The 19266-nt window shown below is 65.0% G+C and carries 20 protein-coding genes; 17 read left to right on the forward strand and 3 right to left on the reverse strand.

Annotation, left to right across the window (positions count from 1 at the left end):
• Positions 1–111: 111 nt before the first annotated feature.
• From clpS to rdgB, 6 genes are all read left to right on the forward strand, one after another.
• Positions 112–522: an ATP-dependent Clp protease adapter ClpS gene (clpS, locus tag ABEA18_RS13335; protein WP_345449878.1), complete on the forward strand. Its 411-nt coding sequence runs from the start codon at positions 112–114 to the stop codon at positions 520–522.
• Complete coding sequence (locus ABEA18_RS13340) at positions 515–1081, forward strand: DUF2017 domain-containing protein (protein WP_345449879.1); 567 nt, start codon at positions 515–517, stop codon at positions 1079–1081. Before clpS ends, ABEA18_RS13340 begins: the two co-directional genes overlap by 8 nt.
• Positions 1082–1176: 95 nt before the next feature.
• Positions 1177–2247 carry a glutamate racemase gene (gene murI, locus ABEA18_RS13345; protein ID WP_345449880.1) on the forward strand — a complete coding sequence of 357 codons (1071 nt, stop codon included), beginning with the start codon at positions 1177–1179 and terminating at the stop codon, positions 2245–2247.
• The gene (locus ABEA18_RS13350; RefSeq protein WP_345449881.1) at positions 2244–3041 is read left to right on the forward strand and encodes an MBL fold metallo-hydrolase; all 798 of its coding nucleotides are present in this window, start codon (positions 2244–2246) and stop codon (positions 3039–3041) included. Before murI ends, ABEA18_RS13350 begins: the two co-directional genes overlap by 4 nt.
• 69 nt (positions 3042–3110) lie before the next feature.
• Positions 3111–3869 carry a ribonuclease PH gene (gene rph / locus ABEA18_RS13355; RefSeq protein WP_345449882.1) on the forward strand — a complete coding sequence of 253 codons (759 nt, stop codon included), beginning with the start codon at positions 3111–3113 and terminating at the stop codon, positions 3867–3869.
• The gene (rdgB, locus tag ABEA18_RS13360) at positions 3866–4507 is read left to right on the forward strand and encodes an RdgB/HAM1 family non-canonical purine NTP pyrophosphatase (RefSeq protein ID WP_345449883.1); all 642 of its coding nucleotides are present in this window, start codon (positions 3866–3868) and stop codon (positions 4505–4507) included. The genes rph and rdgB overlap by 4 nt, the downstream gene beginning before the upstream one ends.
• Positions 4508–4584: 77 nt before the next feature.
• Here the strand turns inward: rdgB and ABEA18_RS13365 are convergent, their stop codons facing one another.
• A complete protein-coding gene (locus ABEA18_RS13365; protein WP_345449983.1) occupies positions 4585–5349 on the reverse strand; it encodes a VTT domain-containing protein in 765 nt (254 codons plus the stop codon).
• A gap of 184 nt (positions 5350–5533) precedes the next feature.
• On the opposite strand from ABEA18_RS13365, the gene ABEA18_RS13370 reads away from it, so the two are divergent.
• From ABEA18_RS13370 to ABEA18_RS13385, 4 genes are all read left to right on the forward strand, one after another.
• Positions 5534–6772, forward strand: a complete 1239-nt coding sequence (locus tag ABEA18_RS13370; protein WP_345449884.1) for an MFS transporter — start codon at positions 5534–5536, stop codon at positions 6770–6772.
• 130 nt (positions 6773–6902) lie between these two features.
• On the forward strand, positions 6903–7163 hold the full coding sequence (locus tag ABEA18_RS13375) for a DUF4235 domain-containing protein (protein ID WP_345449885.1): 261 nt from the start codon (positions 6903–6905) through the stop codon (positions 7161–7163).
• 71 nt (positions 7164–7234) lie between these two features.
• Positions 7235–8257: a 3'-5' exonuclease gene (locus ABEA18_RS13380; protein ID WP_345449886.1), complete on the forward strand. Its 1023-nt coding sequence runs from the start codon at positions 7235–7237 to the stop codon at positions 8255–8257.
• Positions 8258–8324: 67 nt separating this feature from the next.
• On the forward strand, positions 8325–8873 hold the full coding sequence (locus tag ABEA18_RS13385) for a DUF4395 domain-containing protein (RefSeq protein WP_345449887.1): 549 nt from the start codon (positions 8325–8327) through the stop codon (positions 8871–8873).
• A 12-nt stretch (positions 8874–8885) separates the two neighbouring features.
• Here ABEA18_RS13385 and ABEA18_RS13390 read toward each other — a convergent pair whose 3' ends face one another.
• A complete protein-coding gene (locus ABEA18_RS13390) occupies positions 8886–9971 on the reverse strand; it encodes an ADP-ribosylglycohydrolase family protein (RefSeq protein WP_345449888.1) in 1086 nt (361 codons plus the stop codon).
• Positions 9972–10048: 77 nt separating this feature from the next.
• Between ABEA18_RS13390 and ABEA18_RS13395 the strand changes: the two genes are divergently transcribed.
• The 6 genes from ABEA18_RS13395 to ABEA18_RS13420 all read left to right on the forward strand — a co-directional run bounded on the left by ABEA18_RS13395 (position 10049) and on the right by ABEA18_RS13420 (position 17663).
• Positions 10049–10405 carry a YidH family protein gene (locus ABEA18_RS13395; RefSeq protein ID WP_345449889.1) on the forward strand — a complete coding sequence of 119 codons (357 nt, stop codon included), beginning with the start codon at positions 10049–10051 and terminating at the stop codon, positions 10403–10405.
• Entirely contained in the window at positions 10402–10752 is a 351-nt protein-coding gene (locus ABEA18_RS13400) for a DUF202 domain-containing protein (protein ID WP_345449890.1), read from the forward strand. The genes ABEA18_RS13395 and ABEA18_RS13400 overlap by 4 nt, the downstream gene beginning before the upstream one ends.
• Positions 10753–10890: 138 nt before the next feature.
• Entirely contained in the window at positions 10891–11829 is a 939-nt protein-coding gene (locus ABEA18_RS13405; RefSeq protein WP_345449891.1) for an MIP/aquaporin family protein, read from the forward strand.
• A 90-nt stretch (positions 11830–11919) separates the two neighbouring features.
• Positions 11920–13107 (forward strand): exonuclease SbcCD subunit D, encoded by a 1188-nt coding sequence (locus tag ABEA18_RS13410; RefSeq protein WP_345449892.1) that lies wholly within the window; start codon positions 11920–11922, stop codon positions 13105–13107.
• Complete coding sequence (locus ABEA18_RS13415) at positions 13104–16124, forward strand: AAA family ATPase (protein WP_345449893.1); 3021 nt, start codon at positions 13104–13106, stop codon at positions 16122–16124. The genes ABEA18_RS13410 and ABEA18_RS13415 overlap by 4 nt, the downstream gene beginning before the upstream one ends.
• A gap of 120 nt (positions 16125–16244) precedes the next feature.
• Positions 16245–17663, forward strand: a complete 1419-nt coding sequence (locus ABEA18_RS13420) for an MFS transporter (protein WP_345449894.1) — start codon at positions 16245–16247, stop codon at positions 17661–17663.
• Between the two features lie 134 nt (positions 17664–17797).
• Here ABEA18_RS13420 and ABEA18_RS13425 read toward each other — a convergent pair whose 3' ends face one another.
• The gene (locus ABEA18_RS13425) at positions 17798–18532 is read right to left on the reverse strand and encodes an IclR family transcriptional regulator (protein ID WP_345449984.1); all 735 of its coding nucleotides are present in this window, start codon (positions 18530–18532) and stop codon (positions 17798–17800) included.
• Between the two features lie 148 nt (positions 18533–18680).
• On the opposite strand from ABEA18_RS13425, the gene ABEA18_RS13430 reads away from it, so the two are divergent.
• Positions 18681–19217, forward strand: coding sequence for a flavin reductase family protein (locus ABEA18_RS13430; RefSeq protein ID WP_345449895.1), 537 nt, complete (start codon positions 18681–18683; stop codon positions 19215–19217).
• Positions 19218–19266: the final 49 nt, after the last annotated feature.

Genomic DNA, 19266 nt, shown 5'->3' on the forward strand with positions numbered 1-19266 from the left:
CGCTTCGCTCGACCAGGGGCCCTCGCCGCCGTGGGCCCACCCACCGGCTCCCAGGTCTCGCTTCGCTCAACCGCCATTAGTTCGCCCATCCATCACCATTAGAATGGACAGATGACCACTACCGTCGGCCCCGGCACAGCCCCCGGCACCTATACAGCCACCTGCACAGTGACAGACGCAGGCTTAAAGGGGAAAGAACGAACGGACCTCTCGGAGCAGTCGTCCACCGACGTCCTCAGCGCTGCTGACATCCCTTGGAACCTGGTGGTGTGGAACGATCCCGTCAACCTCATGAGCTATGTGAGTTACGTGTTCCAGAGCTATTTCGGCTATTCCGAGGCCAAATCCAACAAACTCATGCTCGAGGTCCACAAGAAGGGCCGTTCCATCGTGGCGCATGGAGGCAAGGAACAAGTGGAGCAGCACGCGGTCGCCATGCACGGCTACGGTCTGTGGGCAACGGTTGAAAAGGCAAGCAGCAGCGGCGACGGCCGGGGACGCAAGGGTGGCGCACGTGGCTAAGGCTTTCAAGTACGGACTCAAGGGCATCACCGGCTACCTTGAGCCCGCCGAGCGCGAACTCCTGCGCGGACTCCTGGATGATGTTATTTCAATGCTCGAACCGGAGCTGTCGAGCAACGAAGATCCCCTGACGGCCATGATCGGCCTGGACATGAACGTCAAGGAACCGTCCGATCGCGCCCTTTTGCGGCTCTTGCCGAACGTCATGAAGAACGACGACGCCGCGTCCCTCGAGTTCCGTCAGCTCACCGAGCGCTCGCTGCGGGAAGGAAAAATCGGCGCCCTTCGGGCCGCCGCGATGGGCCTGGACCGCAACGAGCTCGTCCTCACCCCGGAGGAGGCGAAGCTCTGGTCCATGGCCCTCAACGATGTTCGTTTGGTGCTGGCCGAGCGCCTCGATATCCGCGACGAGGCGGATGCCGACCATGTCCACGCCATGCAGGACTGGTCCCAAGCCGAAGACGTAGAGAGCTACCTGGCGCTCGTCTACAACTTCACCACTTGGCTCCAGGAATCGTTGGTCCAGGCCATGATGGCCTCGATGGACCGGAAGCCCTGAGTGGGGCTTGTGGCCGGCCGTGTGACAAAACAGACACGAGGCCCCCGCCACATGTCGTGGCTGGAGCACATGCCTTGGCTTATTCTCTAAGAATCATGAACTCAGCATCGGACGCGGTATCGGATGGGGAGGGCGCCGCAGCGGCGCCGGAATCCCAGCGCAGGCCGGAAACACTGAACAGCAAAGCACCCAACCCCTTGCTGGGATCGCGCCCCATCGGTGTCTTCGATTCCGGAGTCGGCGGACTCACCGTGGCACGGTCCATCATCGACCAGTTGCCCCATGAATCAATCATCTACGTAGGGGACACTGCCAACGGACCGTACGGGCCGCTGCCCATCGCCGAAGTCCGGGCGAATGCCCTCGGCGTCATGGACGAGCTCGTGGACTCCGGCGTCAAGCTCCTGACCATCGCCTGCAACTCAGCTTCGGCCGCGGTCTTGCGCGATGCCCGTGAACGCTACACGGCCCGCTACGGGATTCCCGTCATCGAGGTCATCCAACCCGCAGTCCGGCGGGCGGTGTCCGCGACGAGGTCCGGCCGGATCGGCGTGATCGGGACGTCGGCCACGGTGGGTTCCCGCGCTTACGAGGACACCTTCGCCGCTGCCCCGGACCTGACCATCACCTCGGTGGCCTGTCCGGAATTCGTGAGTTTCGTGGAAGCCGGCATCACCACCGGTCCCGAGCTGCTGGCAGCGGCCCACGAATACCTGGAACCGCTCAGGGATGCCGGTGTGGACACCGTGGTGCTGGGTTGCACCCACTATCCCTTGCTCACCGGCGTGATTTCCTTCGTCATGGGGGAAGACGTCACCCTTGTGTCGAGCGCCGAGGAAACCGCCAAAGACGTTTACCGCGCCTTGGCCACCCACGGGATCCAGCGGACCGATCCCGGCTTGCCGCGGCACGACTTCATGGCCACCGGCGACGCTGTCCAGTTCGAAACCTTGGCGCGCCGTTTCCTCGGCCCGGAGGTCCTGTCCGTACGCCATGTGGACCATGTGGCCGCCCAATACCCGACCGGAAGCCTCGCCCGCATCACCCCGGAAATGTTGGAGGCCGCCCGCGCCGGCGGCCATCATGCGAGGACGTCCAATTTCGTTGACCCTGCAGCGTTCACCGTGAACGAATTCGGCGCGGCCCGCGGGAGCCGCATCCAGTGAAACTGACCATTGTTGGCTGCACGGGTTCCTTCCCCGGTCCCGGCTCTCCGGCGTCGTGCTATCTGCTGACCGCGCACGACGGTGAACGCCAGTGGAAGATCGTCATGGACCTCGGCAGCGGCGCCCTCGGGGCCATCCAGCGCTACACGGACCTCGAAGATATCGACGCCATCTTCCTGACTCACCTGCACCCGGACCATTGCATGGACCTCTGCGGACTGCACGTGGCCGTCCGCTGGAAGCCGGGCGGCTGGGGACGGGACAGGATCCCCGTCTGGGGTCCCGCCGCGACAGCCGACCGCATGGCCACCGCCTACGGGCTCGAGCTGGACCCCGGAATGCACGAGGAATTCGACTTCAGCAACTGGAGCGAACGCCAATCCGTGCAGCTAGGACCGTTCACCGTGACACCGTATGCCGTGAACCACCCGGTGGAAGAGGCCTACGCCTTGCGCGTCGAGGTCACCGAGCCGGACAAGGAAGGCAACGCGGTGAGCAGGGTCCTCACGTACTCGGGAGATACCGACTCGTGCCAGGGCCTTGAGGATGCCGCCCGCGACGCCGATCTTTTCCTGTGCGAGGCCGCCTTCGAAGAAGGACGCGACGACGACATCAAGGATGTGCACTTGACCGGCAAGCGCGCGGGCCAGGCAGCGACAGCCGCGGGAGCCCGACGCCTCCTGCTGACGCACATCCCGGTCTGGACATCGCAGACCAAAGTCATGGCCGAGGCGCGGCCCGAGTTCGCCGGCGATGTCGCCGTCGCGGTAGCCGGAGTGCACTACACCGTCTGAACCCGGAGTCCGGACGCCCAGACCGACCGCGCAGTCCAGCGGAGGCTGGGAGATCGCTAAGCTTGCAGTATGACTTCCGAAGCCACATCTGCCCCCGTCATCCGTGCCGACGGCCGTACGCCCGATCAACTCCGTCCCATCAGCATCACCCGCGGTTGGTCCAAGCAGGCCGAAGGTTCGGCCCTGATCGAATTCGGCAACACCCGGGTGCTGTGCACGGCTTCCCTGACCGAGGGCGTCCCGCGCTGGCTCAAAGGCGAGGGCCGCGGCTGGGTCACGGCCGAGTACGCGATGCTGCCGCGGGCCACGAACACCCGTTCCGACCGTGAGTCCGTCAAAGGCAGGATCGGCGGACGCACCCACGAAATTTCGCGCCTGATCGGCCGCTCATTGCGTTCCATCATCGACACCAAGGCCCTGGGCGAGAACACGATCGTGCTGGACTGCGATGTCCTGCAGGCCGACGGCGGCACCCGCACCGCCGCCATCACCGGCGCCTACGTGGCACTCGCCGAAGCGATCCGCTTCGCCCGTGAGAACAAGATGATCGCCAAGAATGCGCAGCCGCTGATCGACACGATTGCTGCCGTTTCCGTGGGAATCATCGACGGTATCCCGATGCTGGACCTGCCTTACGTCGAGGACGTGCGCGCCGAAACCGACATGAACGTGGTGGTCACGGGCTCCGGCAAGTTCGTGGAAGTCCAGGGCACCGCCGAAGGAGCCCCCTTCGACCGCGATGAACTGAATGCCTTGCTGGACCTTGCCCTCATCGGCACGGGGGAGTTGGCGGCAATCCAGCGCGAGACCCTGGCCGAGGCCCCGTGAGCATCGACACTACGCCGCGGCTCGTCCTCGCCACCCACAACAAGGGGAAACTGCGCGAACTCAGGGAGCTCCTCAGGGGGCAAGTGCCAGGGCTCGACGTCGATACCCAAGTGATTGACGCGGCCGCGGCCGGTGCTCCCGATGTTGCCGAGACCGGCGTGACGTTTGCCGAAAACTCCCTGCTCAAGGCGCGGGCCGTGGCTGAAGCCACAGGTATGGTGGCAATCGCCGATGACTCGGGACTGGCCGTGGACGTCCTGGGCGGAGCACCCGGCATCTTCTCGGCCCGCTGGTCCGGCCGGCACGGTGACGACGTCGCCAACCTCCAGCTCTTGCTCGCGCAGCTCTCCGACGTTCCCGACGCACACCGGGGAGCTGCGTTCGTCTGTGCCGCGGCACTCGCGGTACCAGCCGCGGTCGACGGCGGGGCGCGCGAGGTGGTCGAGTACGGCCAGTTGGAGGGCACTCTCTTGCATGAGCCCCGCGGCGCAGGTGGATTCGGCTACGACCCCGTGCTCCAGCCGCAGGGACTGGACCGCAGTTGCGCGGAGCTGAGTTCCGAGGAGAAGAACGCCATCAGCCACCGCGGCAAGGCATTCAGGGCGCTGCTCCCGGCCATTGTGGATGCCCTGCGCTAAACCTCCTGGCAAGCTTTTAGCGACAGAGGCACCCCGCAAACAAAGTGCGGGGTGCCTCTGTCTTTAAGCCAGTGCGTTTAGCGCTCGCCGTGCTTTCCGGCTTCACTTCGGTCGACAAACTCTTCGGCGGGTTCCGCGCCGCGGTCAGTGGCCTTGCGCTTGGCGAGCAAGCCGCGGATGACCTCGATGGCCACGGGGACCACCGAGAGCAGCACGATGACCACAAAGATGATGTCGAGGTTGTCCCGGACCCACGGAACCTTGTCGCCGAGAAGGTAGCCGAGCAGCGTGACGCCACCGCCCCAGAGCACCGCCCCGATGACGTTGAAAATGAAGAACTTGCGCTTGTCCATCTGCGCGACGCCAACAATCACCGGGACGAAAGTGCGGATGATCGGAACGAAGCGGGCCAGGATCAGGGCCTTGCCGCCGTGCTTTTCGAAGAAGGCGTGCGCGCTCTCGACGTTCTCCCGCTTGAACAGCTTGGAATCAGGTTTGTTGAAGATGGCCGGTCCGGCTTTGGAACCGATGAGGTAGCCGCTCTGGTTGCCGATGATCGCTGACACGACGATGAGGGCGGCGAGTGCCCAGATATTGAACTTGATGGTATCCGTGGCGACGAGGAGCCCCGCGGTGAAGAGCATTGAGTCGCCCGGCAGGAAGAAGCCCACCAGGAGTCCCGTCTCGGCGAACACAATGCCGCACACGAGCAGGACTACCCATGGTGCCAAGGCGGGGTCGGCCAGGAAGACCTGGGGGTTCAACCAGTCGGGGAGGAGCGCGGACATATGCGGCTGCACCGGTCCTGCACCCACCAAAGCGGATACGGCAAAGTCGTTCATCGCAGAAAGGGTCACCCTTCAAGGGTACGGGACAACCGCCGTCGGGCCCTTGGGACATCCGCTGGGGGTGTCTGAAAGACCCTGCCTCCAGTCGCCCGACGTGCGTAGCGTGGTGGAGGCGGGCAGAACGAGACGAAACGTTGTGCGTCCGCAGCTAACTGAACATGAATGAGGAGGACTTTTGATGCGCGACGTAGCCATACCCAGGACAGCGACGACGCTCGCTCCTGCATCAGCCCCAGTGTTCCCGTGGGGCGGTCTCCTGATCCTCGCCGCAGCAGGCTTCACCGCGGTGACTACGGAACTCCTCCCGTCCGGGCTGCTGCCGCAGATCAGCCGGGACCTGGGAGTAGACGAATCGGCCGTCGGTTCCCTGACGGCCGCCTATGCGGCAGTCATCGTCTTCACCGCGCTTCCCTTGTCCAGGCTGCTCGGCGGACGGGTTCCCCGCAAGGCGTTGTTGATCGGCACCGTGCTCGCGTTCGCAATCAGCAACGTGTTGTTGGCTTCCAGCCCGAGCCTGGGATTGGCAGTTGCGGCGAGGCTCCTCGGGGGCGTGGCCCACGGGATGCTGTGGTCAAGCATGGCCCCCTACGTTGCCAGGATCGTTCCGGCGCACTCTGTCGGAAAAGCCATGGCCATGGTCTTCAGCGGTAACAGCATTGCGCTGGCGGTCGGCGCTCCGATCGGCACACTCATGGGCTCGGTGCTCACCTGGCGCGGCTCCTTCCTTATCCTGGCCGGAGTCGGTGCGGTTCTCGCCTTGTTCGCCGTTTGGGTGCTCCCCGCAGCCCCCGACGAGGACGGCCATACGACGCCGACCCTCCGCGGAGCCCTGAAGCTGCCCGGCGTGATCGCCGTGGCCACAGCCTGGCCGCTCTTGCTTTTGGGCCATTTCACCCTGTTCACCTACATCGCGCCGTTCCTCCACGTCTCCGGACTGCGGGATGCGTTCACGAGCATTTCGCTGTCCGTCGTGGGGGCGGCCAGCCTCGTGGGGATCTGGATCGCCGGTCTCACCGCCGATTCCCATCCGAGGCGTTCCCTGATTTCCGCGGTAGCCCTGCTCGTACTGGCCTTCGGCCTCTTGCCGCTACTTGGTGGCACATGGGTGGGCGAACTCGTGTTGGTGACCTTTTGGGGAGCCGCCTTCGGGGCCATCGGCATTTACAACCAGGCAGCAATCCTCCGCGCCGGCGGAAAGCACAGGGACGCCGCGAACGGCTTGACCGTGGTGACCATTCAACTCGGCATCGCCGTCGGCGCCGGTTATGGCGCCCTGGCCTTGACTACTGTCGGCGCACTGTGGGTGCCGTTGGCTGCAGCAGTCCCGACGGCGGCAGCGCTCGCAATCATCCTGGCCAGCCGCCGCGGCGGTTACCCTGCCGGTCCCCGGGAGACGAGACCCGAGAGGACTCGGTAGGTCCCACCCGTGCTCCGCCAGACATTGCGGGCGCGACCCTCATCGGGGAAGAGAAGATAAGCATGCTGATAATCTAGGGCGCAGGCGGCTGGCACTGGACCACAGGGCCAGCCACAATCGGAGGAGCGAGATGAACATCTTGATCAAACTACTTGGCCTGGTTGTGGGCATGGGCGCCGGAGTTGCGGCGAACAAGGCCCTGGAGGCCATCTGGAGCAAGTCCACCGGGAAGCCCGCGCCAAAGGATGCGACCAACCTGGAGGACTCCTTGCCGGGCGTAGTGCTGTTCGCCTTCGCCGGGGGTGCCGTAGGGGCGGTCATCCATGTCCTGACCCAAAGGACAACCAAGAAGGCGCTGACCAAGCTGCAGGAGACCGCGGACGAGGTCTAAAAGTCGGTCCGTGGCAAGTGGCGGCCATCACCACCGCCATAGGAAGCCATATCCACCTGTAACCTTGACCAGTGGCATTGGACTTTACGGCGATCGACTTTGAAACTGCGAACGGCTTCAGGGGTTCTCCGTGCTCGGTCGGGCTGAGCAAGGTCCGTGGCGGAGTCGTGGTGGAGGAGGCCTCCTGGCTCATGCGGCCGCCGGAAAACCACGACCACTTCGAGTACCACAACACCCGCATCCACGGCATTCGCGCCGAGGACGTCGCCGGTGCTCCACGCTTTGGCGAACTCTTCCCTGAAATCGGCGCGTTCATCGGCGGAGATATCCTTGCCGCCCACAATGCCGCGTTCGATCTGGGCGTGATCCGCTCCGGACTCGAAGTTTCCGGCCTGCCCGGCCCCGGCTACGAGTACGTCTGCACGGTGATGTTGTCCCGGCGCTGCTACTCCTTGGTATCCAATTCATTGCCCTACGCCGCGGAGGAGGCCGGCGTTCCGCTCGTGAACCATCACGACGCCGCGGAGGACGCACGGGCGTGCGCAGGAATCCTCGTGGACATCGCACGCCGGAACAGCGCCAACAGCATCGCCGAGCTCTACTTGTCCCTTGGCTTGGCCATACCGAAACAGCAGGCCTTCCAGCCCGGAGACGGACTGTCCAAGCAAACGATCGCCGCGCTCGCGGGCGTCGGAGGAGGGGGCGCTGTCGTCGGTCGACCCGGCGTCGGGAATGGCGCCGGCCAGCTTGGACGCGCCTGGAGCAATTGGCCGGAAGAGGGCACCAACCCGGCCCCCAACGCTGCGGCGGAACCGGGCCACCCTTTGTTCGGGCAGACTGTCGTCTTCACCGGTGAGCTTGCCATTGCCCGGCCGGAAGCGAAACAGCGGGCGGCCGAGTTGGGCGCGCGTCCTGAGAGCCGCGTGACCGGAAGGACCACGGTCCTGGTGGTGGGCGACGGCTTCGTGGCCGGCGATCTCCGGAATGGCCGCCTCACTGGCAAGGCCAAGCGGGTCTTGGAGTTGCACAGCCGCGGCCAGCAGATCGAGGTCCTGTCCGAAGGGGAGTTCCTGCAGATGGTCGGCGGACGCTAACCGCGCCATGAATTCACACGGAGCAACAAAGCTTCCCGTTGTGTCGCGGCGCTCCTAGCCTTGAGCCATGACACAGGGAAAACAGGCTGACACTGCAGGGTTCACCGCAGGGACGCCGGCTCCGGCGGCCACTGGATGGCGCGCCGTCTTCGCTTTCCCCAACCCCGTCAACGAGTACGCCGCGAGGATCACGGCCGGCCTGGTGGTTCTTGCGGCAGTGGCCACCCTCGTGAGCGGCCTCGGCTGGGGACTCGTGTTGATCGCCGCCGGCTTCTGGCTGCGGGTGTTGTTCGGGCCCAGGATCTCGCCGTTTGCCTTGCTGTCCGTCAAGGTCCTGGCCCCCAGGGTGGGTCCCGCCAAGCTTGTCCCGGGGCCGCCCAAGCGTTTCGCACAAGGAATCGGCGCTGCGCTCAGCACGGCGGCCGTGGTTCTGTTCTTCGCCGGGTTCGCCGTAGGTGCCTGGGTCCTGCTCGCGGTGCTGATTGTCGCAGCGTCCCTTGAGTCGTTTGCCGGGTTCTGCCTGGGCTGCGCCATTTTTGGTTTCCTGCAGAGGCGCGGCCTCATCCCCGAGGACGTCTGCGAAGCGTGCAACAACATCGCGCTTCGCCGGCTTTGAGCCGATTGCCCCCTAGCCCATGGTGACGGCGATAAGCCGCTGCGCCATGCCACGGATGACGTCGGGAGCCTCAAGGGCCTCAAGCCAGTCCGAGGGCAGGGCTTCTTCGCCATGGAATGCCCCGAGGATATTGCCCGCGATCGAGGCGGTGGAGTCACTATCACCGCTGTGGTTCAGCGCCACCGCAATTGCCTGGCGGAAATGGTCTGCCGGATCACGCCGTGTCTCCGCTGCCGCGGTGGTTGCCAGCACCGCATAGAGCCCGACGGCGAGTGCCTCCTCCGCGACCCAGCCTTCGCCCAATTGTGCCGTGAGTTCTTCCGGGCTGAGCAGCGTGCCGGTGAAAGAAAGTTCCAGCGCCTGGCGGAGGCGCTCCAGGAGCTCGGGAGCTGGATCCGGCAGTGCTGACACCACGCTCAAGGCATGCTCAGCCGCAGTCCGTACATCCGAGCCCGCGGTCAGTTGGTGCACCAGCACGCTGAAGGCACCTGCGCTTTGCCGCGCCGAAGGGTGCCCGTGGGTCAAGCACGCGGCATCGGTGCTCAGCTTGTAGACCGTGGCTTCGGAAATATGCGGGACCAAGCCAAAGGGAGCGGACCGCATGACCGTGCCGCAGCCCTTCGATTCCGGATTGACGGGCCTGAACTTAGTTCCCATCTGGCCCGTGGCGAGTCCGCTAAGGCACGCTTTGCCCGGGTGCCTGCGGTGCCGGAGCACCTCCTGGCTGTCGATCCAACGCGGTTGGGGAACGGGGGCCGACGACGGCAAGGCCACGCCCTGGGTCGCGAGCCATCGCAGGTAAGCCAGCCAGAGACATGCAGTTTCATCCGCCGCTACGCCGTCGTTGGCCCACTCTAGGGCTTCCACGAGGCCATCAACGGTGTACAGCGTCATCTGGGTGTCGTCCGAAAAGTGGCTGCCGCCGTCGAGCTGGCCGAAAGAGCTGAGGCCCGCAGCGCCGAAGCGGGAACGGATGGTGGCTACGTCGTCGAACTCGACGGCGTAGCCGAGCGAATCGCCCAAGGCACCGCCCAGCAGGCAGCCGTGAACCCGGGACTCGAAGGATGGCACGGCGGAGGGGGACGGTTCAGCACTCATAGTGGTAATTTACCGTGGCTGCTTCGTCGGTCTTCACACGCCCGCTGATACGGTGGCTCGTGAACCAGGAGGCAGTGATGCGTGAACCCGCATGGCGGAAAACCGGGAAGACCCCGGACTACAGATTCTCCCTCGCAAACGAGCGGACTTTCCTTGCGTGGATCCGTACCTCGTTGGCGCTGCTGGCCGGCGCCGTCGCCATCGACCAGCTTGCTCCGAACATCGCGCCGCAGCCCGTGCGCATTGTTTTGTGCGTCGTGCTTTCCATGATCGGCGCGGGCCTGGCGACTCTTGCCTACCGCCGCTGGGCGCAGATGGAGGCAGCGATGCGCAACGACGAAGCCCTGCCGTTCTCACGGGTCATGCTGCTCATGACCATCGTGGTTGCCGTGGCGGCATTCACCTTTGCCGTGCTGATCCTGGTGGCGCGTTGAGCGTTGAATCCAGGGATCGGGGGCTTCAGCCGGAGCGCACCACGCTCGCTTGGCGCCGGACGCTGATTTCGCTTCTGGTGGTGGATCTCTTTATCTGGCGCAGGTGGTTGACGGCCAAGTCCGGCACGGGACAACTTCCCACCTGGATACCCGGACTCGACTACCAGGGAATCTGCGCCTTGACGGCCGCCGCAGCGACGATCGTCCTGGGCTGCGTTGTCTGGGCCAGGTCCCATCAGTTGCACCATGGCGCGGAGGAAGCGTCGGCTGTCTTGATGCTTGCAAGCGCCCTGTCCATCATCGCTCTCGCGTGCGCTGCGGTCGCCGCAATCGCGTTGGGCGGCTAGGCTCGGATTCAGGAAGCGTCCAGACTCGGCTGACAGGATGCTGCAGGGCAGGAACGGTCCGCCGCATGGCGTTGCCCTGCCTGGGGCGTTCGCCTCCGCAACAGACCACCCGAACTTCGAACTAAGGAACTCTTCGACATGACCACAACTGTGTCCGCTCCCTCCTCCCGCGGATCCCGGCTCCTTGCCCGGGCGTCCGCTGAAGCTCTGGGGACGCTGTTCCTTGTGGTTATTGGCCTGGGTGTGCTGATCTTCATCAACCCCCAGGCGGTTCCGATGCCGGAGTCGCTGGCCAGCGGCCTGACCGTCACTGCTGCCATGCTTGCCTTCGGTTACCTGTCGGGCGGCCACTTCAACCCGGCCATCACGGTTGGTCACTTGGTTGCCGGCCGGATGAAGCTCGTGGATGGGGCCGCGTATCTTGGGGCCCAGATCGTGGGCGGTTTGCTGGGCGCGCTGGCGATTTTCGCGGTCGTGCGAACGGTTCCCGGGATCACTGACAGCCGGACTGTCTTTGACACGGCAACCTCCGGCTTCGGTACGCATTCGAGCTTCCAGGTTCCCGTGACCGGCGTGATGCTCATCGAGGTCCTGGGCACGGCTCTCCTCGTGGGGGTCTTCCTGGGTGTCACCGCTCGACGCAATCCCAGCAAGCTTGCAGCACCGTTCGCAGTCGGCCTGACGGTTGCAGTCCTGCTGCAGCTGGGTCAGTCCACGGGCAACCTTGCCTTCAACCCGGCCCGTGCCACCGCATCCGCCATCTTCAGCTCGAGCTGGGCAGTGGAGCAGCTCTGGCTCTTCTGGGTCGCGCCTGTGGTGGGCGCGGCGATCGCAGGCCTCATCTTCCGCGGCTTCGGCGAAACCGCTCCGGCGGCCGTGCCTGAGGTCGAAGAACCGTTGCCGGCCGACGGCTGGGACGAAAAGTCCGACGACGACGCTGAAGCGTCCGACGCGGAAAGTGCGGCCGAGGTTTCCACGCCGGCTGAGGCTCCCGCTGAGGCTCCCGCTGGGGCTCCCGTCGAAGAGAAGCCCGACGTCGACCCGGCCCGTGATTTCTTCGACGGCAAGCGGGGCTGACACAGGAATTCAGCTGCCCGGAAGGCCATGTTACGGACGGTGCCGCCGCGCCGCGCCAATAATGTCCGTGCCTCCAGTTAGCTTGAAAACATGAGGCTTTTGCACACTTCGGATTGGCATCTGGGACGCTCGTTCCATGGTGTCGGGATGCTTGACGCCCAGCGCAATTTCATCGAGCAATTGCTGACAGTCGTTCGGGAACAGTCGGTGGACGTCGTCTTGATTGCCGGGGACGTCTACGACCGTGCGCTGCCCGGCCTGGATGTCGTGAAGCTTCTCGACGACGCCCTCGTGCGGATCACGGATGCCGGAGCCAAGGTGGTCCTGACAAGCGGCAACCACGATTCCGCGATCCGCCTTGGTTTCGCCTCACGCCTGCTGGAGCGCGGGGGAGTCCATTTGCGGACCCGGGTAGAGGATCTCGCTTCCCCTGTCCTGTTTCCGCTGGATGGCGAGGACGGCGCGGCTCAGCCGGGTGCGCCCGTGCTTGCCGTCTATGGGATTCCGTACCTTGAACCGCGGCTTGTCGCCGAACGGCTCGGTACCCAAACACCGAGCCACTTTGACGTCACGCAGGCCGCGGTCCAGCTCATCCGTGAGGACATTGCCCGGAGAAGCGAAGCAGGACCGGTGCACTCCGTAGTGCTGGCACACACCTTCGCGAGCGGCGGCATCACCTCGGACAGCGAACGGGATTTGAGCATCGGCGGTTTGGGGGCAGTCCCCCTGGATCTCTTCGATGGCTTCGGCTACACGGCCCTTGGGCATCTGCACGGGCGACAAGAACTTTCGGAGCACGTCCGGTATTCCGGTTCGCCGCTGGCGTACTCGTTCTCCGAGGCCAAGCATCGGAAGGGTGCATGGCTGATTGATATCGGCGTCGGCGGTGTTGAGAGCGTTGAGGAAGTTCTGTGGAAAGCACCACGGGAGCTGGCGATTCTCCGGGGGAAGCTCGCTGAGCTTCTGGAATCGGAGGAGTATTCCTGGGCCGAGACTGCGTATTGCCAAGTCACCCTCACAGACTCCTCGCGGCCCGCGCAGGCCATGGAACAGCTGCGTTCCCGGTTCCCGGACACGCTGGTGCTGGGCTTTGACCCTGAAGACGCCGCAGGAAAGGTCAAAGCCAGCTACAGCAGCCGGCTTGCGGAGGCTGAAGACGATCTTGGTGTTTGCTGCGGCTTTCTCGACCATGTGCGGGGGAGGCCTGCTGACGACACTGAACTTTCCGCCCTTCGAGAAGCCCTGGAAGCAGTCCGGCTGGAAGGAGCAGAGCTGTGAGAATCCATCGCCTTGAAATTGAGGCTTTCGGCCCGTTTGCCGGGGTTCAATCGATCGATTTCGACCAGCTGGGCGCCCAGGGTCTGTTCCTCTTGAACGGCGCCACTGGCGCAGGTAAAACAAGCGTGCTCGACGCTATCTGCTTTGCGCTGTATGGCTCGGTGCCGGGCGCCCGCCAGGACGGCAAACGCTTGCGGAGCGACCACGCGGAACCGGCTGCGGAGCCGAGGGTCCTCTGCGAATTTTCGGCGCGCGGCAGGCGCTTTGAGGTCACACGCTCCCCGGCATGGGACAGGCCAAGTGCCCGTGGACGCAAGGGGTTCACCACCCAGCAGGCTAAAACCCTCCTGCGTGAACGGGTTGATGGCGCGTGGGAAGAAAAGACCTCCCGCAACGACGAAGCCGGCATGGAGATCGGTGATGTCCTGGGAATGGACCGGGAACAGTTCACCCGGGTGGTCATGCTCCCGCAGGGAGACTTCGCGGCATTCTTGCGCTCCAAGGCGTCCGACCGGCTGGATCTCCTGCAAAAGCTCTTCGGAACCCAGCGTTTTGAAGCGATCGAGCAGCAGTTGGCTCTCCAAGCAAACGCCGCTCGCGCAAAAGTGCAGGACAACCAGAACGGGCTTCAGTTGCTCGCGCAGCGGGCAGAGTCCGAGTTCGCGCAACTGGGCATTGACGAGGCCGTCGACCCGGATCTTGATGACGCAGGCTCCAACGATTCCACGCCCGAACTCCGGCTCGGGAACCTCGAGGCCCAGGCCCGGAGCGAATCTTTGGAGCGGCAGGAAGCTGCCAGCTCTGCCGATGCCTTCCGGCTTCAGCTGGCAGACAAGCTCAACTCTGCCCGGGAACGGGTTCAACGGCACGCAAAGCTCGACGCCGCCACGCGCCGGCACGAAGTCCTCTCCGCACGCGCGGCTGAAGTGCAGGAATTCCGGGAGCGACTTGGACGCCACCGCAAAGCCGCCGTCCTCGGGGGACAGCTCGACGCCGTCGACCGTGCCGCTAAGGCCCTCGACCTGGCGGCCTCGAAGGCGGAATCGGCGACGGCGAAGCTTCTTGCCGCTTCTCTTGACACGAAGGACCCCGGTGCCTCGCTGGCCAGCATTCAAGAGACGATGGCTGTCGTGGAGGCCAGGGTCGGGGACGAACAAAAGCTTGAGGACATCATTGCAAGGCTTGACGCCCTCGACCTCGCTGCACGGCAGCGGGAGTCGGCCAAAGCGGCGCGGTCCCTTGCGTTGGCCGGGCTTCGCTCGGAGGCGGTTGCTTTGGAACGCGAGCTGGGCAAGCTGGATGCGGCCGCTTCGGAGCTGCCCCTCCGGGAAAGCGAGGCGGCAGCAGCGCAGAACACCGTCAAGACCGTCGCCCGCTACGCTGGCGCCCTTGATTCCCAGTCTGCGGCGGTTAAGCGCCACGCGTTTGCCCGGGCGCTTTCCCAAGACCTCCGACAACTCTGGCTGGATCTCCGTGAATCCCGCTTGACCAATGCGGCGGCGGAGCTCGCCGCCAAGCTGCATGACGGCGAAGCATGCCCTGTCTGCGGAAGCGCCGAGCACCCTTCGCTTGCGCCAGCCGGGCTAACCGCCCTGGCCCTTGCCGAGGAAGAGCAATCCGCCCACGAACGCTATGACGAGAGTGAGCATGAACTTCTCCAGGCGGCAGGCGAGCTGGCGTCTGCCGAGCAGGAAGTTGCCGTGCTCGCCGCCCAGGGCGGAGACATCGATCCTCAGGAAGCCGTTTCGGCGGAGGCTTTGGCCAAAGACGCCCTGGCCTCGGCGCGTTCCGCCGTCGACGGGCTCAAACGGGGACAGGCAGACCTCGCCCGCATGACCGAGCGCATTGCCCGCTTGGAGGAAGAACAACTCCGGGAGGACACAGCTGCGGCGCAGGCCGGGTCCACCATGGTCTTGCTGGGGGAACAACGCGAGTCCCTGGAGACCTTGCTTCGCGGGCTTCGTGATGACTTCGACACGCTGCGCGAGCGGATTGAGGCCCTGACCAGGCACCGCGAGCTGCTGCATTCCGCTGTGGCTGCAGGCGTGCAGTTGGAACGTGCCCGGGAGGCTTTTGGCGATGTATCCACCGCCTTGGAAAGCGCTCTTTCGGCGAACGGATTCGACACCGCAGAAGCCGCGCGGCTCGAAATCCTCGAGGAGCAGCACGCCGCGAGTCTTGACGAAACCATCAGGGCGGCCGAGACCGAAAGTGCCCGGCTCGCGGAGCTCTTCGAGTCCGAGGATCTCGTGCTCGCGGCCAAGGAAGTGCAGACCGGAGAGGTGCCACTGGCCACCGTCGAGCTCGCCGCCCTCGAACAGGAGGCCGGACAGGCCGGAGAAACGGCCCGCCGCATGGATCTTGCTGCAGGACTCGCTGCCCGCACCGTGACGAGCCTGGCCGCGATCCGCTCGCAGTACGAAGAAGCCGCGGCCTCCGGGCGCGGCCCCCGTGAACGCGCCCGGGTACTCAACGAGCTTGCCGAAACCGCCAGGGGTGCAGGCGATAACGGCTACAAAATGAGCCTCAACAGCTATGTGCTGGCCGCTCGCCTCGAACAAGTCGCCGCAGCGGCGTCAGAGCGGCTGATCGCCATGAGCGATGGCCGCTACACACTGCAGCACACCGACGCCAAGGCAGCCCGGGGCGCGAAATCCGGTCTGGGCCTGGAGGTCGTGGATGAGTGGACTGGGCAGCGGCGGGACACCGCCACACTGTCCGGCGGGGAGTCGTTCATGGCTTCGCTCGCGTTGGCCCTGGGGCTCGCGGATGTGGTCCAGCAAGAGGCCGGCGGCGTGGACATCGAAACCTTGTTCGTGGATGAGGGCTTCGGAAGCCTCGACGAGCAATCCCTTGAACAGGTCATGGATGCGCTGGAGGGACTGCGCGACGGCGGCAGGGTAGTCGGGCTGGTCAGCCACGTTGCGGAGATGAAGCAGAGAATCAGCAGCCAGCTGCAAGTGATCAAGAACCGGAACGGCTCCACCGTGCGAATCGTCGACGCCGCGGCAGCCTAAACACGGCGGACACCTAGACACATCGGTCTGCATTGAGCCGTCCGGTAGACTTGGAGGGTTACACCGGGTCGCGCGCATCGGGAGGAGGGACGATGCGTACTATTCAGCGAACCCGGAATCATGAACTCCTCCCCACAGAACTCCGCGGCGAACACCGCACTTCAGCCTCACCCTGAATTTCCCTCCGCACCCCCTTCGCCCGCGCCCCGCCGCTCGCGCCTACCTGGACGCTTCGCCCGCCTGCCCGAACTCGCAGGCCGCAACTTCCTACCGCTGGGACTCTTCGCGAGGCTGCCCCTCGCCATGCTGACAGTCGGCACCCTCACTCTTGTCACGGCCGTCAGCCATTCTTACGCCATCGGCGGCCTTGCTGCCGGAGCCGTCGGCATCGGATCGGCCTTGGGCGCGCCGATACTCGGCTCGCTCGCTGACCGCTCAGGCCAGCGCCCTATCCTGCTCGTGGCCGCGGCTGTCAACGCCGTCACCGTCATCGCCTTGCTCGTTGCCGCGTACTTGACGCCCGATTTCAACGCCCCCACGGACGCGATTGCCATTTTGGTGACGGCTTTCCTCGCCGGAGCGAGTTGCCCGCAGGTGGGGCCCATGGCCCGTGTCCGTTGGATGGCCCTGACCACCCGGAACCTGAACACCCGGAATTCGGTCCCCGGAGCCGCAGCGAATCCTGCCGGTCCCGGGAGCGTGGCGTCCAGCCGCGCAGACCTGGACACCGCCTTGTCCTACGAGGGAACCGCGGACGAAATCACTTTCGTCCTGGGTCCTGCGCTGGTCGGTATTCTCGCGAGCCTCGTAGCGCCTTGGCTTCCGCTCGCATTGGCGGCCGTCCTTACAGCCACCCTCGTACCGGCTTTCGCGGTGCATCCTTCACAATTGGCTGTGGTGCCGGCAAAGCGCAAGGCGCGGACCGGCGTCGGGAGCGTCCGTGCGGAGCAGAAGTCAAGCGTCCGTTCCATGGCCTGGCTGAAGGTGGCCGTTCCGGTGCTGGCCATGGTCTGCATGGGAACATTCTTCGGTGCAACGCAGAATGCGTTGAGTGCTTTCTCCGCCCAGTTCGCCACGGCGGAAATTGCGGGGCTGATGTATTCCGTCATGGGCCTGAGCTCCGCCGTCGCTGCCCTGTCCGTTGCCTATTGGCCGCAGCGCTTCGGGCTGGCCATCCGCTGGGTGCTCGCCGCGGCCGCGATGACATCGTTCTCTCTTCTCTTGTTCCTTCCCGCCGGGATCTGGCCGATGGTCATTGTTCTGTTGGTGCTCGGAATTCCCGTGGGACCCGTCATGGTGACGGTCTTCAGCATCGGGGGAGTCGTGGCCCCGGCCGGCCGTATGGCAACCGTGATGACCGCCCTGGCGAGCGGCATCGTGGCGGGTACGGCGTTGGGCGCCTACCTTGCCGGCGAGTTGGCCCAGACCCAAGGTCCCGGCGCCGCTTTTGTGGTGTCCGCGGCCGCTTCGGGCGCGCTATTGCTGCTCGGTATCGTTGCCGGGCTGGTCCTCCGGCGCAGGCCAAGCACCCGGCAATAACGACGCTCGCTCACCTATGGGCCACTTTTTGGTAACCCTCGCTCACATCATCTGCGAGAGGGTTCCCGGTTTTGGCCCCATAAGTGAGCGAGCGTTGGAAAGCAAGACGCATCAAACGGCGACGTGCGGGGTCCCTACGCCAGCTGGGACTCTATGCGGGCCGCGCTCGCTGCCAGTGCTTCGCCGACGGTGGCCTGGTCCTGTTCGCGGCGGATGTAGACGACGGCGATCGCCGCGGGGCGCCCGCCCGGCACCTGGATGGGGGCGGCCAAGGAAGACAAACCGGCAATGACTTCGTCGTGGCTTGCCGCATAGCCGAGCCGGCGCGCTTCTGCCGCTTCCGGTCGATACGGAAGGCCCGGAGCGCGGGCGGACCACTCTTCTTCGCTCATGGTGGACTGGATCGCGATTCCAGGCGCCCCGGTGTTCACCGGGTGGCGCGTGCCGGGATGCTGTGCCAAGGTCGCGGCTGAGTGGCGGGGCTCGACCGTGACCAGCGTGACGCAGTCCTGATGGTCCCAGACCGCTACGAAGGCCGTCATGTTCAGGGTGTTGGCGAGTTGGGAGAGCTCCGGGAGTGCGGCCGTCTGGAGGTCGCGGGAGACGCCCCGGGCCAGCACCGCAAGGCCGGGACCGGGCTGGACGCGTCCTGCGTCGTCGCGCACCAGCAGGGAGTGATCCTCCAGCGTGCGGAGGATCCGGTAGGCCACCGAGCGATGGACGCCCAAGGCGCCGGCGAGTTCTGCGATGGTCAGGGGGCGCTCGGCAGCGGCGAGGATTTCCAAGGCTTGGATTCCGCGGGAGAGGGTCTGCGACGGCGAGACCGTCGCCGTCGTTTCCTGCAGACTTTTCGCGGCGCTGGGAGACATCATGCGCTCCATCCTATGTTGGGGCCAAACGCGGCCGGCCCGCCGTCTTGTGCTGTAGCACACAAAAGACTATGGTTCTGTATGAGAATTTGTTGTTCAAATATAGAACAAATTCACATATAGAACAATCTCCAACCAGGAATCAACGATGATTGCCAAGTCCAGCCAGAACGCGGAGCCGGGACCCCTGGGCCGCACTTCTCGGCCGCGGGCACATCACTTCCGCGGCAGCCTGGGCCGCTTTGCCACAGGCGTTGCCATCGTGACGTTCGACGGCGCCACCAAGCGGCATGGCATCACCGTCAATTCCTTCACCTCTGTGTCCATGGAACCGCCTCTGGTCCTGGTCAGCATCGCCCGCAACGCCAAAGCGCACGACGAGCTCGCCGGGCGCCCCTTCAGCGTCAATATCCTGGGCGCCGAACAGAAGCAGCTCGCCCTGCATTTCGCGGGCCGACCCGGGCCCGAGCCCCGGTGGGTCGAAGGTGGGACCGCGCCGCGGCTATCCAACGTCCTCGCCTATTTCGAATGCACGCCATGGGCGGCCTACGACGGCGGAGACCACACCCTCTACCTAGGGGAAGTGGTGGACTTCAACTACCGCAGCGGCGACGCGCTCGCCTTCGCCAACAGCTCTTTCACCACCATCCCGGAAAGCCAATTGGGAATGGAGGATCTTCTGTAGTTGCCGCGGCGCCAGTCGACGTCGCATCCACCGCGCAATGCCGTTTCAG

Origin of the sequence: Arthrobacter gyeryongensis, from assembly GCF_039543785.1 — a bacterium.
GTDB lineage: Bacteria > Actinomycetota > Actinomycetes > Actinomycetales > Micrococcaceae > Arthrobacter > Arthrobacter gyeryongensis.